Below are 13,689 nucleotides of genomic sequence, written 5' to 3'. Positions count from 1 at the left end.
AAATTGTAGCATATCCCCTATATTTTTCAGAATCTTAATCAATAATTGACAGGAGATGCTATGGAACCCACCAAAACTTCTCTTCCGGAGAATGCATACCGGCCGCTCAAAGAGGGAGAAGAGTATATTCCGGTTGTTCCGGCTGATAAACCTCTGCCGGAAATCACTCCCTGGTCCTTGACCTGGGGACTGTTGTTTTCAGCAATTTTTTCAATGGCAGCAGCTTATCTGGGATTGAAAATCGGTCAGGTCTTTGAAGCAGCGATTCCCATCGCGATTCTGGCCGTCGGTTTGTCTGTTTTTTTCAAACGTAAAAACACCTTGTCTGAGAATGTCATCATTCAATCCATTGGTGCTGCCTCCGGTGTTGTGGTCGCCGGCGCCATTTTTACCATCCCTGCCATCTATATTCTGCAGCTGGATGCCAAATTTTACCAAATTTTTCTCTCGTCTCTGTTCGGCGGTTTTCTGGGTATTCTTTTTCTGATCCCGTTCCGCAAGTATTTTGTTCAGGACATGCATGGTAAATTTCCGTTTCCGGAAGCCACCGCCACCACTGAGGTCCTGGTTGCCGGGGAATCCGGTGGAGACCAGGCAAAAATCCTGTTAAAAGCCATGGCCATCGGCGGGATTTACGATTTTATCGTCGGTACCTTTCACTGGTGGTCAGAAGTATTTACCAGCCGCGCTATCCCGCTGCTCACCGGTGTGGCGGATAAGGCCAAACTTGTTTTCCGGTTAAATATCGGCGCTGCTGTCATGGGATTGGGCTATATCGTGGGCCTGAAATACGCCGCTATAATTGCAGCCGGCTCGTTTGTGTCCTGGTTTGTATTTATCCCCATCATCTCTTATTTCGGCCAGCACGTTGATATCATCGTCGGCTCGACAGCTATCGGCATGATCAGGGATATGTCCGCCGAACAAATATTCGCGACGTATGTCCGCCATATCGGTATCGGCGGTATTGCCTGCGCGGGAATACTTGGAATTTTAAAATCATCAAAAATTATCGGCGGTGCGCTCAAATTAGCATGGGTTGAAATCGTCGGTGGCAAAGTCAAAGAAGTGGAAGGCGCATCCGCCGTACGCACGGATCGTGATATCCCGATGGGGCTGGTCGGCGGTCTGGTTGCCGGACTTGCTGTTCTGATATTTGTATTCTTTTTTGCCGGTGTCGTCAACACGGTCTGGCATGCCGTTGTTGGTCTACTCATCGTGCTGATCGTATCCTTTTTATTCACCACCGTCGCCGCCCGGGCCATTGCAATTGTAGGCACCAACCCGGTATCCGGGATGACTCTGATGACGCTGATTTTGTCATCAGTCATTTTGGTCAAAGCCGGACTCTCCGGTCCCACAGGGATGGTTTCCGCACTTGTAATAGGCGGCGTGGTATGTACGGCATTGTCCATGGCCGGAGGTTTTATCACCGATTTAAAAATCGGATACTGGCTGGGCACCACCCCGCTCAATCAGGAACGCTACAAATTTTTAGGAACCCTGGTTGCTGCTGCATCTGTGGGACTGGTTATCATGATGCTGAACGAAACGTACGGGTTTGTGGGCAAAGGCGCACTGGTTGCTCCGCAGGCCAACGCCATGGCCGCTGTGATCAAACCATTGATGTCAAATCAGCCCGCCTGGATGTTGTATATCGTCGGTGCGATATTCGCATTGATTCTGCAAATGATTGGAATATCACCGCTGGCGTTTGCTCTGGGAATGTATATACCTCTTGAGCTCAACACCCCCATACTTGCCGGCGGCATCATTTCACATCTGGTCATTAAAAGCACAAAAAATGAAAAACTTTCTGCAAAACGCCGGGAACGCGGTACATTAATCGCATCCGGATTCATCGCTGGCGGTGCGATTATGGGCGTTTTATCCGCCTTTTTAAAATTTGTCAAGTTTGATGAGCTCAGCTGGATTCAACCCATTATTACCACCCATTGGGCCGAAAGCGATGCCGGTGAAATTTTGGGTCTGATCTTTTTTCTGGTCATTTGTTTCTATATGTATTATGACTCAAAGAAAGCAAAATCTGAATCCGTGTCATAAATGATAAAGAGCCGGTATCCATCACCGGCTCTTTTATGAGGCTGTTTGTGAATATTGTCTATTATATAACAGGGCATGGTTACGGTCATGCAATTCGTGCCTTTGAAATCATAAAGGCTCTGCTCGAATATCCCGACATTTCCCAAATCACGATCAAAACAACTGCACCGGAATGGCTCTTCAAGCCGAAACCCGATGCACGATTTTGTTATATTAAGAATGAACTCGATTTTGGCTGCATCCAATCGGACAGTTTTTATATAGACAAAAAGCAAACTTTGGCAAGATACGCTGAACTCCTGGAACAGAAATCGGTTCTTGTAAATAAAGAAACAGAGTTTCTTAAATCACAAAACATCAATCTGATACTCTCGGATATTACCCCGTTTGCATTTGATGCGGCCCAGCGTGCAGGTATAAATTCTGCCGCTATCGGCAATTTCTCATGGGACTGGATATATACTCAATGGCTTGCCGAATTCCCGCAATATGAATTCGTCGTTAACGATATCCGGGCGTCTTATTCAAAAGCAGACATTTTATATCGTCTGCCATTTCATGGAGACCTGTCTGCCTTTTCCAAAAGCATCGATACGCCGCTCGTAGGGCGTCGATCCAACCTTGCGCCGGAATTCGTTCGCGATCAGATCTTTAAACAGATTTCTGCGGACACAAAACTTGTTTTTTTAGGATTGCGCACGACCGATCTGCTCGGTATCGACTGGGATCAATTGGAGTCCGGAAAGCATTTTACATATTTATCACAGAATCGCGACATCCCCGGCAGCGGTATCATCAATATTCAAAACTCGTTTGAATTTTACGATTTATTATCCGCATGCGATGCAGTGATCACAAAACCGGGCTACAGCATGGTATCCGAAGTCATTATCAATAAAGTTCCAACGCTGTACGTACCCCGATATGATAACATTGAAGATCAGCCTCTAATAAAAGGACTCGAGGATTATGCTGTGAGCCGGGAACTGCCGCCTTTAGATTTTAAAACCGGGAACTGGCATCCACATCTCGAGACTTTGTTTTCCAAACCGAATCGATGGCCTCGTATAAAAGATGACGGCGCCTCGTTTATCGCAGAGACAATTATGGAAGGAGTGTGATACTATGGATATTCAGGAAATCATCACACAAAAACAAAACGGCAAGGCACTCAGCAGTGAACAAATTGAATACTTTATCCAAGAGTACGCCCAAAACAAAATTCCTGATTATCAGGCAGCAGCGTGGCTGACTGCAGTCTATTTGAAAGGCATGAATCCACAGGAAACAAGCGACTTGACCCGGGCGATGCTGCACTCGGGCGGGCATATGGATTTTCGCAAAGTTTCCGGACCCAAAATTGACAAACACAGCACCGGCGGAGTCGGGGATAAAATTTCATTAATTTTGGCGCCTCTGGCCGCTGCAGCCGGAATCCGGGTCCCCATGATATCCGGACGTGGTCTGGGACACAGCGGCGGTACGCTGGATAAACTGGAATCCATTCCGGGTTTGCAAACGAATCTGAGTATCGATGAGTTTTACCGTTTGGTCGAAGAAATCGGTGTGGCCATGATCGGACAAACCCCAAAGATCGTACCGGCAGACCGCAAACTGTATGCACTTCGTGACGCCACTTCTACGGTCGAGTCTATTCCTCTTATAACAGCCAGTATCCTGAGCAAAAAGCTGGCAGAAGATCTGGATGGTCTGGTTCTGGATATCAAAGTCGGACGCGGCGCCTTTATGAAGAATACAAAGCAGGCAAAAAAACTGGCAGATTTGCTTATCAAAACCGCTGCAGAAAACGATTTGGCAACCACAGCGCTCCTGACACGCATGGATCAACCCCTGGGATATATGACAGGGAATTGGCTGGAAATACTCGAAGTTATTGACTGTCTGAAAGGCGAAGGGCCGCAGGATATTATGCAAGTGACCCGTGAACTGGCGCTGCACATGCTCTTGATGGGGCGTATCGTGACTGATTCTCAGCAGGGATACGAACTATTAACAGAACTCATAGAAAGCGGCAAAGCTTTGGACAAATTCAAACAAATGATACACGCACAAAACGGCGCTCTGGACGTGATTGAACATCCCTCATCCTATCCCCAGGCGGAACACATCGAATCTATAAAAGCGGAAAAAGACGGCTACATAAGCGATATTGATGACGAAAAATTGGTCAGGCCGTGGTTAAGCTGGGCGGCGGACGCCGTTCAATAGAAGACAATATCGATCATATTGTAGGTGTGCAATTTACAGTGAAACACGGAGACACCATTCATAAAAATGATACAATCGCTCTGGTACATGCAAAACACAAGCAACAAGACGACTGCTTTGAACTCGTACGCTCCGCTGTATCAATCACCGGCAAAAAACCCAAACCGCTTTCAATTATATTGGACACCCTACAAGGAGCTTAAATGCAGTTTATCCCCACAACGATCCCGGACGTTATTCTGATAGAACCCAAAATCCACGGAGATCAACGTGGATTTTTCATGGAAATCTATAAAAAGCCTCTGTTCTTTGAAAACGGAATCGCAATTGATTTTGTACAGGACAATTTCAGCTGTTCCGTCAAGGGTACATTGCGGGGTCTGCATTATCAGTTGGAACCGCACGCCCAGGGAAAACTGGTGCGGGTGTTCAAGGGGTCAGTTTACGATGTAGCGGTTGATATTCGACAGGATTCTGAAACGCTGGGACACTGGGTGGGGGTTGAACTGTCGCAAGATAATGCGAAGAGGCTTATATCGTTCCGCCCGGATTCGCGGCATGGCTTTCTACGTCATGTCGGATATTGCAGAATTTACGTACAAATGCACGTCTGTTTATGCGCCGGAGGCGGAACGCGGAATTGTCTGGAATGACCCCGACCTCAATATCACCTGGCCAATCGACAATGATGCGTTAATTTTATCTGAAAAAGATAAAAATAATCCCCTGTTCTGTAAGACGCAGACCTTGAGTAAAAAGAGAGGAGGAAAGCATGCCAAATCGTCAAAACATGAAAATAGGACAGGTGTATGTATGCCCGCAGTGCGGATTCGAGATCAAAGTCATTAAAGAGTGTACCCATGAGTATTCCAAAGATACCGGGCATAACGAGTGCGAAAATGGATTAACCTGCTGCGATCAGCCCCTAACATTGAAAAAATAATACGGCACAACCTCTCATTCCGCCTGCACATATTATCAGAACTCGCAAAATCATTCGTAAAAAAGGCAGAGCCCCCATTAGGGACCCTGCCTTTCTGAAAATGGAATTACTTTAACAAGAGCATGCGTCGCGCCGCTACTGTTTTGCCATCAATGGACAATGTGTATATATAAACGCCACTGGCGGTCATTTTGCCCGTATTGTTCATGCCATTCCATTCTGCAGTATACTGTCCAGCCTGGAATTTGCGACTCACAAGCGTTGAGATTTCGCGTCCCAGGATGTCATAAACCCGTATGGTTACATCTGCAGATTGTTTGAGACTGAACTGAATTCGGGTCGATGGATTGAATGGATTCGGATAATTCTGCTCAAGCCGATACTGTTGCGGCAGACCGCTCATAACAGATTCATGGGCAGCGGTTTGCATCTGTTGTTTGCGCACAACCAGCGTGCTAAAATGAACAACCTGGGCGTAAATACGATTGGCCACCGTATCCACAACCACATTTTGGATTCCTGCATCTGTATAGCTCCCGGTGCCGGTAAAGAAAAACAGACCCAATTCTTCCGCACGGATACCCAGTTCATTCAGCAGGTCCTGTTTGTATGGAAGAATAATATTGAGCGGTTTTTCAAAATAAAACGGTTCCACTACACTGTCGCCCTGCATTCACAACAAACTGCACTGCGTTCACACTGCTGTCGCTGAATACGACTCCGGCAGAACTGTCTTCCGTTGCCAGCGTGGGCAGCAGCATATGTAGGGTGATATCATTCTTTAAAGAGCCATACGGAAAATGCAACCGTCCGCCGTTGAACAAGCTCAACGGATAAGGCAAACCGCCTATTTGATAGGTATCCCCTTCCTTTACCATTACAGGTGATAGAACGTGTCCATCCGGAAGTACTCGTGAAATTTTAACCGTGTTCACGCTGTCCGGATCCGCAACCGGATCGACCACCGTCGATCTGTTGTGGTTCCTACTGAATCACCGACAATGGCTTTGATAATCGCCACACCGGGCGTCATGGTTCGCGACACGCGCCATTGCTGTCGATGGTTCCGACTTTGTTGCCCGTGGAGTTGCCCCAGACTGCGGATGTATCCTGAAGCAGGCTGTCCACACGCAGCTGAACCGAGTAACTCACTTGAGCCCCGACCGTGACAGTGGTATCATCCGGCGTAATGACCACCGGTGATTTGCGTTTGTCATTTCGGATACCCGGCTCGTCATCTTTGATTTTCACCTTGACTCGGTCTCTAAAGCCCTGGTATTCAGCATAGATAAAGCCATTTCCTTCCACATTGGCGTAGAACAATCCGGAAGCGCTATCAGCTGAGCACGCCCAGTTCAGGAGGATAGGCCGCCAGGTCAATCCTGAATCAGTTTCCGTCCCGGAACTATCGACGAAAACGGCATAAAGCTGTACGGAATCACCCGGGGATAATTCCACGCGATCCGTAACAATTTCAACATGCGGATTGTCTTCGTTTTCATCACTTTTACCGCGGCTCCATTCGCCTTCGACCTCAACCTCAGCAGCATCTGTCAGATTGCGGTATCTTGCAACAATTTTACCTTCACCCGGGTATTTAGCGGTAAACAAACCGGTTTGATCAATACTTCCGACAAATCCCGGTGCGACCCGCCATTTCAAATCGACGTCCACGGTATCCCCGGTTTGATCCAGATAAACAGCTTTTAACTGTTCTGATTCTTCAGTCTGCAGCTTTACTTTTCCGTAAGAATTTCTACACGCGGCCTGCCGTCACTCAGGATCATCGCGCCCCGGCAGCTTTAATCTCAATATCAACCTGATCTTTCAGTCGACCAAGCTGGGCACGAATCTTACCGTTTCCGGGTTGTTGCGCATGAAACCATCCGTCCGCTCCAAAAACGCCCAGTTTACCCGGAATGACGATCCAGTTTGCAGTCGTGTCCGTTTCTTCACCGGAAGTATCTCTGAAAATTGCGGAAAATTGGATAGAATCACCCACAGCCATTTCCACATCATCATTACAACGGTAAGCTCGCCTTTTTCTCTGCCGTCATCCTCGTCGTCATCGTCATCAGTATCGCTCTCAATCTCCAAATGGGCAGTATCAGCAAGAGCGTCAAGTTCAGCAATAGTATCCGTTTTCCGGGTCGAATGGGGGCTCAATTTCTCTCGCCGAATGTAGCGCCGATCGGCAGGCTCTACAGACCAATCCGGATTTTTATCCTGTTCAGCGCCGGTGCTGTCTTTGTAGACGGCTTCAAGGATGACGGTGTCACCCACAGTTACCTCATATTCGTCCTCTTTAATCTCTAACTCCGCCTCATCTGCTGCTGCCGGCAATGCCACGGCAACACACAAAAGCACAAAGCTCACGAATTTGTAAGCATTTCTCATTGTACAACCTCTTTTTTTAATGAACCATCACCTGTAATCTGTAACATAATCAATCAATAAATTATTTGCAATAGTAATACCAAACTTCTCCGAATAGATTTAAAAGTCACAGGTATTGAAAATTTCAGCTTTATTAGACGATGCAGCGTAAGAGACTGATATTTTATGTTATTACAGAGAAAATTTTCTTAAACCATAATAATTGTTGTGTTTTGAATCTGTACACAGGCAATATATTCACAAATAATTACCAATACTGTATCATTATTAGACACGTTGACATTTTCGTACTTTGACATGAATACAAACTTTTAAAAGTACTATTTTCAAATCAGCGTCCAACGAAGCACAAACAATTCCTCGGTTTTATATGTCTGGCGTTTGCGCTGATCCAGTTTATCGATCAGCGTGCTGTCATCAACCAATGTCATCCTCGCTCTGGAACAACCTTTGCCGCAGTTCCCGCTTGCGTTTTTCCATCTGTCGCACCTGAACCTGCAGCTTGTGCTGCTCCGACGGCTGCTCTGTTAATCGCGCCTGCATGGACACCGTGCGAACCTGGTTTCAAATTCCCCGGTACCTTTCAGAGCCAGCACCGGTCATACCGCCACTGATGCTGCAGTTTTGGCACTCTTTTTTAAAAAATTCGCGGTTCAATTCCGCTGATTTTTTCACACGCTCGTCAACGTTTTTTTCTACAAGCGCCTGCAATGTTTTCAGGGTTTTGTCGTCAGGGAGCACGGATTTTCCCACTGCGCCTCTGAGTTGAAAAAATTGTTGTCATCGTCCGGATTTCATACCCTTGTATCGTAGGCCGCAACCAGATAATCTTCGGGTTCAAACGAATCAATGGTCAGAGCAGTCATCAGCATCCAGCCGGACTGTCCGGAAAGACGCCCGATGGGGGTGATTTTGCCGTTAAAGCTGCTGTAATCGAACCGTATATCCACTCCATAATTGTGTTTCCCGGCGCGATCATATTCTGCCAGCCAGATGCGCCAGACGATACAGATACTCACCGGGATGAGCTGGATGCAATTTCGATACCAGATGATAGGCGCCCTCGTGAACCGATGGCAAGGGAGAACGTGACAAATTGAAACACAGACGACGATCATCATCGGCCGCCTGACGTACAGTTCGGTAGCGTGTCATTGCAAAACATTCTGCCCACATGATCAGAATGCTTCACACGTTTCCTCAAGATTCACTTTCAGCCGGGAATGCACATCGCGGTCAAAATGCTTGAGCAGCAGTTGTTTGGTGCTCTGCATTTTGTTTTCGATCACCTGTTCCATCTCTCGCCGCAGACCGTTAAACGCGTCTCTATTTTCATCTGTCTGCGGCATGCATTGTAAATATTCAGCACCTGGCCTTCAATGTCAAATTGATCCTCCACTGTCCCGATGTTCATCTGAAGTTCCGGAACGCGCCATTCGATCTATTCAGCTTTTCATCCAAAAGCTCGTACACCCGGCAGTCGGTTTCATTGATTTTTGTTGAGGAAATCACCACATCAAACTGCTGCCCGTATCGGTGGCAACGGCCGATCCGCTGCTCGATGCGCTGAGGATTCCAGGGCAGATCGTAATTGATGAGCAGCGATGCAAACTGCAGATTAATTCCCTCTGCTGCAGCTTCAGTGGCAATAAATATTTCGCCTTTTTCGCGGAAATCGTGCCGCCAACGCCCAGCGCATATCAACCGCTTTGGAGCCGCTGCTTTTGCCGGTATCTCTGTTTTTGTCCAGCCATACCAATTGGGTCTGCTGCGATGCCGGATCGGTGTTGGTGCCGTTAAAGGTGACCACTGTATCCCGGAATCCCCTGCTGCGCAGCAATGCGGCCAGATGCTCCTGTGTACGCCGCGATTCCGTAAAAACCACCACCTTGCGACGAGCGCCCATTTGCTCGAGTTCATGAAAGGCAATATCAAGCGCCTTAACAAGACTCGGATTTGGTATCCACAGAAATCGTTTCAGCCAGATGGATAAGGCTTTGCAGTTCTTTGATCTCTTTATCCAAATAAAGCGGGATCGATTTCCAGCTTCTTCGGATTCTTCCGGCAACTCGTCGTACGCTTCCAGTAAATCGTCGTCCAGACTTTCCTCACGAATAAACGCTGCAGGATCGCGTTCGGAGCCAAAATGCCTCGCAGGGTCGAGCAAACAACCCAGCATGGTCTTTTGCCGTTCGCCTGCGGTGGCAATACGGGAAGACGCCAGTATTTTTCGCAGCACCAGGATCATCAGATGCCGCTGCTCGGACGGGATGGAATAACTGTCTTTGCGGTGAATGAATTCCGTGATCCGGTCATACAGGCGCTGCTCTTCGTCCGTGGGATAAAACGGGGTTGTAATAGACCGGCGCCGGGTATAGCGAATATACTCGGTGACCTGTTCACGCCGGGTGCGGTGACAAAAAACGGTAATACGCCGGCGCAGTTCATCTATCCCGCCCGCTGTATTAATGAATTGCCTGCGGAAAGAATCCACATCCCCGAAATAATGTTCATCGATCAGCATGGCCAGCCCGAACAATTCTAAAAGTGAATTCTGTATCGGCGTAGCGGTCAGCAGTATCTTTTTGAATGGCTGCAGCGCCCATTTGATACTCTGGGCCATTTTGTTCTTTTTCCGGAATACATTGCGCAGCTTGTGCGCTTCGTCAATCACCACCAGATCCCAGTCCACCGTGCGAAGCCGGATGCTATAGCGCGCGGCAAAATGAATGGACATCAGATAGACCTGCTTTTCATCAAAGGGATCTTTGTTCTCCTCTTCAGCGCGCTGAATTGCTGCTGATCGGAATGATTTTCTCAAATGCGGGAACTTTTCAATCAGTTCATTGCTCCATTGCTTTTAGCAGCGACGCCGGACAGATAATCAGCAATTTGCGTTTGCGCTCCGCCCAATACTGACACAGCAGCAGCCCCGCTTCGATGGTTTTTCCCAAGCCGACTTCATCCGCTAATATAGCGCCCTGGGATAACGGCGATTCAATCGCGAATAAAGACGCCTCAATCTGATGCGGATTTAAATCGACACACGCATCAAACAAAGAATGCGTGAGCTGCTGAACGGTACACCAGTGCGATGACGGGAGATTTCATAGGCAAAATATTTGGCGTGATACGGTGTTGACATCGGTTTCCTGATTTCAAAAACGTGGTGAACAGTTTCATTCGGTACATGGCTTATTTGAAATTATATCGTTGGGTATGGGGACATCATGATGATACAAAGCAGTGGCAGCATTTGCCAAAATCCCGATTTTTTCCATCCCAATCGACCTTTTTGCGGCCGAATTGCGGTTGTTGGTCGGTACGGTTTAATCTTTATCATTAAACGTTTCAATATATATGATCTCGATGTTCTAATTTTCAGCCCCTAAAATAATAACAAACACATTTAAACCCAAGGTGTTTTTTTATTCATTTATTTTTTTCCTTGATTATTAGAAATGGAATGATTATTGTGATTGTCACTAAATGAGGAAGGTTATACAATGATAAGCAAAAAGAAAATAAAAGCAGAAATCAAATTAAAGTTACATGACAAGCATCTCAATATTTTTTATATAAAATAATTAAAACTCTTGAAACTCCGGAATCAGGAACGAAAACTGGAAAATTGGTATTAGCAGGATCAAAAATTACGGTGGCGGAGGCTATGCACTAAAACCTATGGCTGTTTAGCCGATGCTCCCATTCGACGCGGCAATCAAGGTGAATACGATCTACGCGAGGAATTTGAATGATCTATTTATTGGATACCAATATATGCATAAAATTTGGTCAAACATGTACGAATGTATAAATAGGTGTTGTCAACACAGCCCCAGATACTTTCAATATCTCAATCGTAAAAGCAGAACTGATTTATGGTGTCTGGAAAAGTGCAAAGCCCAAAGAAAACCTTGAGAAATGTAATGACTTTATAAACCATTTTATTTCACTGCCCTTTGATGATAGAGCGGCTGAAGATAATGAAATGATCAGATATCATTTGGAAAGCAAAGGGAAACCTATAGGTCCAAATGACATGTTAATAGCAGCTATTGCTCTATCTAACCATATTACATTGGTTACTAACAATACACGTGAATTCTGCAGAGTAAAAGATCTCAATTTAAAAGACTGGGGAATTTGAAATTTCTCGATGGATGAATAGAATTAATATTTTTGCCACATATTTATATTCATCCTAAAAAATAGAGATACAACATGCAGACAGTATGACACTGTCTACAATCTGATAACATGTTGCTCAAAAACAAACCAACCTTAAACGTCCGCCTGTTTTGATCTTCCGGATCGGGATGTGGGGCTGAATCAATTTATCATTCAGAACAGCTTTGCGAATGACAGGTAATGGAGAATCGCCGAATTTTGTTTGAATCCTGAACAACGCGGGCTCGACCCGGATACGGATATCCCTGAACACCGGCGGCTGAATCAAAAAGTGATCCGGATCAAGCGGATACAGACCCAGCATCTGCCACACCAGCCAGGCGGAGACCCGGCCGTGGTCGGCTGTCGGTAATCCATCGCGTTCATGTGTAAACCGGCTCCGGATATTGGAGAGATAACGAAATGTCCGGGCGCTGTCTCCGTTGAAAAGATACGAATAAGGCGCATGCAAAAGAGAATCTGTTGTTAAAAATAGCAGGGAATCTGTCTGCAGGAACAGAGGTTTTGAAACGACAGGCATTTCTGCGATGATCCCAGCCGGAATTTGGCCGGGCGCAACGAGTTCAGATAAAGCGGTCAGCATGGGGGATGACTGTAGACAGAATTTAACGTCGGGAAATGCTTCGAATGCGGGCATCGGTGTGCGCAAGGCCCGGTGAAGCGCGCTGTAAAATACGATTTTATCATAGTGCGGCGTACTGACCACAATCCGGTTCAGACATTGATTCCAGAGCGATGCGCCGAGCAGCATTTGATATTCAAACGCGTGGGTATCGAGGTCTTTGCCGTCCAGGCTTTTGCCTGTTTGCGGATACTTGAAGGAGACCCAATTTGCAGAGCAATGGTTTCTTTATAGCGAACCAAATCCAGGCAAAGTGGTGCGCCAGTTTGATGCGGCGGCCGGAATCAGCAGGCTGATTTTTTAGGTCAACCCGATATCAACATGCTGCGGTTTTATATGCAATTCAAGATAATAATACACCGTCCCTGTATCGCCGCTGCTGCCGGTGAAACTTGGTGGTGCCCCGGGCGCTGTTTGATGAAACAACCCTGAATTCGCCCGGGAATTGCAGATTTGCGCTTTCCATCCGGGTGTGAACCGTTTCGACCAGAAGGTTGGCGGGACGGTCTTGCGGAAACGTATAGCGGTGCAGGGCGGTGTGGCGAGTCGCAGTGATATCCACATGCACGTGTGCATCCGATAACTCGACACCATAATATCCGGGCTGTGCCCGTGGTTATTCCGATACGATGACAGTGAGACGGAATTACCGTTCGTGAACGGGTTGATCCGATCTGCACTTGAAAAGCGAGTCGCTGTTGAGGTGGGTGAATCCCAAAACAGGATGATCCGCACAATAGCCATCACCTGCAAAAGACTCAGTTTCAGGACCGCACTGGACCAGCCCGAACGGGACAGAGGCTGCCGGTGACACCTGACCGGGACCTGCTGACCCGATCAAGGGATCACATATGGGTCAGGGGTTTTTCTGCTGACGTCAAGGTAATCGTCCATGAGGATCAAGCGGCGATGATGATCAACTGGTCGTTTGAGCGTTATCCTTCTTGGCCGTCCACGTGGTGGTGATCAAGGTGAACCTGTTTGGTGTTTTTCTTGGCCCACCAAGGTGACGGTGGGCTGGACTTGGTCGGCGGCGTCCGGGAGAATGGAACGAAGCCCTGGCGCATTTCCCTTGCCAGTGGTAAATGGAACTGGATGATGAAACGTCGGCGCGTCGCCGATCATCAATACTGAACGTGGCGATAAACGTTGGCCTGATCGTCGATCCAGCGTCTTTATTCTTCATCCTGCCTCTTTCAAGACCGTGGTCAGGTCCTCTCTGGGATTCTCACGCCCACGACAA

The 13,689-nt window shown here is 47.2% G+C and carries 18 protein-coding genes and 2 pseudogenes; 7 read left to right on the top strand and 13 right to left on the bottom strand.

The window, feature by feature from the left end; genetic code table 11:
• Positions 1-60: 60 nt before the first annotated feature.
• The 6 genes and pseudogenes from U5R06_08470 (at position 61) to U5R06_08445 (ending at position 5,236) form a co-directional block, all read left to right on the top strand.
• Positions 61-2,064: an oligopeptide transporter, OPT family gene (locus tag U5R06_08470; protein MDZ7722833.1), complete on the top strand. Its 2,004-nt coding sequence runs from the start codon at positions 61-63 to the stop codon at positions 2,062-2,064.
• A 47-nt stretch (positions 2,065-2,111) separates the two neighbouring features.
• Positions 2,112-3,185, top strand: coding sequence for a glycosyltransferase family protein (locus tag U5R06_08465; protein MDZ7722832.1), 1,074 nt, complete (start codon positions 2,112-2,114; stop codon positions 3,183-3,185).
• 4 nt (positions 3,186-3,189) lie between these two features.
• A complete protein-coding gene (locus U5R06_08460; GenBank protein ID MDZ7722831.1) occupies positions 3,190-4,293 on the top strand; it encodes a thymidine phosphorylase in 1,104 nt (367 codons plus the stop codon).
• Positions 4,260-4,496 carry a hypothetical protein gene (locus U5R06_08455; protein MDZ7722830.1) on the top strand — a complete coding sequence of 79 codons (237 nt, stop codon included), beginning with the start codon at positions 4,260-4,262 and terminating at the stop codon, positions 4,494-4,496. Before U5R06_08460 ends, U5R06_08455 begins: the two co-directional genes overlap by 34 nt.
• Positions 4,497-5,010: pseudogene (rfbC, locus tag U5R06_08450) on the top strand (dTDP-4-dehydrorhamnose 3,5-epimerase).
• 55 nt (positions 5,011-5,065) lie between these two features.
• Complete coding sequence (locus tag U5R06_08445; protein MDZ7722829.1) at positions 5,066-5,236, top strand: hypothetical protein; 171 nt, start codon at positions 5,066-5,068, stop codon at positions 5,234-5,236.
• Positions 5,237-5,342: 106 nt separating this feature from the next.
• Here U5R06_08445 and U5R06_08440 read toward each other — a convergent pair whose 3' ends face one another.
• From U5R06_08440 to U5R06_08390, 11 genes are all read right to left on the bottom strand, one after another.
• A complete protein-coding gene (locus tag U5R06_08440; protein MDZ7722828.1) occupies positions 5,343-5,891 on the bottom strand; it encodes a T9SS type A sorting domain-containing protein in 549 nt (182 codons plus the stop codon).
• Positions 5,872-6,171 (bottom strand): hypothetical protein, encoded by a 300-nt coding sequence (locus U5R06_08435; GenBank protein MDZ7722827.1) that lies wholly within the window; start codon positions 6,169-6,171, stop codon positions 5,872-5,874. Before U5R06_08435 ends, U5R06_08440 begins: the two co-directional genes overlap by 20 nt.
• Positions 6,172-6,265: 94 nt before the next feature.
• Positions 6,266-6,910 carry a hypothetical protein gene (locus tag U5R06_08430; GenBank protein MDZ7722826.1) on the bottom strand — a complete coding sequence of 215 codons (645 nt, stop codon included), beginning with the start codon at positions 6,908-6,910 and terminating at the stop codon, positions 6,266-6,268.
• A gap of 153 nt (positions 6,911-7,063) precedes the next feature.
• Positions 7,064-7,633: a hypothetical protein gene (locus tag U5R06_08425; GenBank protein ID MDZ7722825.1), complete on the bottom strand. Its 570-nt coding sequence runs from the start codon at positions 7,631-7,633 to the stop codon at positions 7,064-7,066.
• Between the two features lie 417 nt (positions 7,634-8,050).
• Positions 8,051-8,176: a hypothetical protein gene (locus tag U5R06_08420; GenBank protein MDZ7722824.1), complete on the bottom strand. Its 126-nt coding sequence runs from the start codon at positions 8,174-8,176 to the stop codon at positions 8,051-8,053.
• Between the two features lie 251 nt (positions 8,177-8,427).
• Positions 8,428-8,652 (bottom strand): hypothetical protein, encoded by a 225-nt coding sequence (locus U5R06_08415; protein MDZ7722823.1) that lies wholly within the window; start codon positions 8,650-8,652, stop codon positions 8,428-8,430.
• On the bottom strand, positions 8,609-8,809 hold the full coding sequence (locus tag U5R06_08410) for a hypothetical protein (protein ID MDZ7722822.1): 201 nt from the start codon (positions 8,807-8,809) through the stop codon (positions 8,609-8,611). Before U5R06_08410 ends, U5R06_08415 begins: the two co-directional genes overlap by 44 nt.
• A gap of 109 nt (positions 8,810-8,918) precedes the next feature.
• Entirely contained in the window at positions 8,919-9,047 is a 129-nt protein-coding gene (locus U5R06_08405) for a hypothetical protein (GenBank protein ID MDZ7722821.1), read from the bottom strand.
• Positions 9,044-9,337, bottom strand: coding sequence for a helicase-related protein (locus tag U5R06_08400; GenBank protein MDZ7722820.1), 294 nt, complete (start codon positions 9,335-9,337; stop codon positions 9,044-9,046). The genes U5R06_08405 and U5R06_08400 overlap by 4 nt, the downstream gene beginning before the upstream one ends.
• The gene (locus U5R06_08395; GenBank protein MDZ7722819.1) at positions 9,273-10,454 is read right to left on the bottom strand and encodes an SNF2-related protein; all 1,182 of its coding nucleotides are present in this window, start codon (positions 10,452-10,454) and stop codon (positions 9,273-9,275) included. The genes U5R06_08400 and U5R06_08395 overlap by 65 nt, the downstream gene beginning before the upstream one ends.
• Before the next feature lie 22 nt (positions 10,455-10,476).
• On the bottom strand, positions 10,477-10,692 hold the full coding sequence (locus U5R06_08390) for an SNF2-related protein (GenBank protein MDZ7722818.1): 216 nt from the start codon (positions 10,690-10,692) through the stop codon (positions 10,477-10,479).
• A 758-nt stretch (positions 10,693-11,450) separates the two neighbouring features.
• Between U5R06_08390 and U5R06_08385 the strand changes: the two genes are divergently transcribed.
• Entirely contained in the window at positions 11,451-11,783 is a 333-nt protein-coding gene (locus U5R06_08385) for a type II toxin-antitoxin system VapC family toxin (protein MDZ7722817.1), read from the top strand.
• A gap of 117 nt (positions 11,784-11,900) precedes the next feature.
• Here the strand turns inward: U5R06_08385 and U5R06_08380 are convergent, their stop codons facing one another.
• Together U5R06_08380 and U5R06_08375 are read right to left on the bottom strand one after the other, a co-directional pair.
• Entirely contained in the window at positions 11,901-12,575 is a 675-nt protein-coding gene (locus tag U5R06_08380; GenBank protein ID MDZ7722816.1) for a glycoside hydrolase family 92 protein, read from the bottom strand.
• Between the two features lie 214 nt (positions 12,576-12,789).
• Positions 12,790-13,287 (bottom strand): annotated as a pseudogene (locus U5R06_08375) (hypothetical protein).
• Positions 13,288-13,689: the final 402 nt, after the last annotated feature.

The organism is candidate division KSB1 bacterium (genome assembly GCA_034521575.1).
Classification (GTDB): Bacteria; Zhuqueibacterota; Zhuqueibacteria; order Residuimicrobiales; family Krinioviventaceae; genus JAXHMJ01.
Note: the sequence above shows the minus strand (reverse complement) of the source record. Positions and strands in the feature narration are given on the sequence as shown.

Excerpts from the sequence above, each read along its gene's own strand:
- U5R06_08405 (MDZ7722821.1), bottom strand. The coding sequence starts at position 9,047 with ATGAACATCGGGACAGTGGAGGATCAATTTGACATTGAAGGCCAGGTG.
- U5R06_08420 (MDZ7722824.1), bottom strand. The coding sequence starts at position 8,176 with ATGCAGGCGCGATTAACAGAGCAGCCGTCGGAGCAGCACAAGCTGCAG.
- U5R06_08460 (MDZ7722831.1), top strand. The coding sequence starts at position 3,190 with ATGGATATTCAGGAAATCATCACACAAAAACAAAACGGCAAGGCACTC.
- U5R06_08470 (MDZ7722833.1), top strand. The coding sequence starts at position 61 with ATGGAACCCACCAAAACTTCTCTTCCGGAGAATGCATACCGGCCGCTC.
- U5R06_08425 (MDZ7722825.1), bottom strand. The coding sequence starts at position 7,633 with ATGAGAAATGCTTACAAATTCGTGAGCTTTGTGCTTTTGTGTGTTGCC.
- U5R06_08445 (MDZ7722829.1), top strand. The coding sequence starts at position 5,066 with ATGCCAAATCGTCAAAACATGAAAATAGGACAGGTGTATGTATGCCCG.
- U5R06_08410 (MDZ7722822.1), bottom strand. The coding sequence starts at position 8,809 with ATGTGGGCAGAATGTTTTGCAATGACACGCTACCGAACTGTACGTCAG.
- U5R06_08380 (MDZ7722816.1), bottom strand. The coding sequence starts at position 12,575 with ATGCTGCTCGGCGCATCGCTCTGGAATCAATGTCTGAACCGGATTGTG.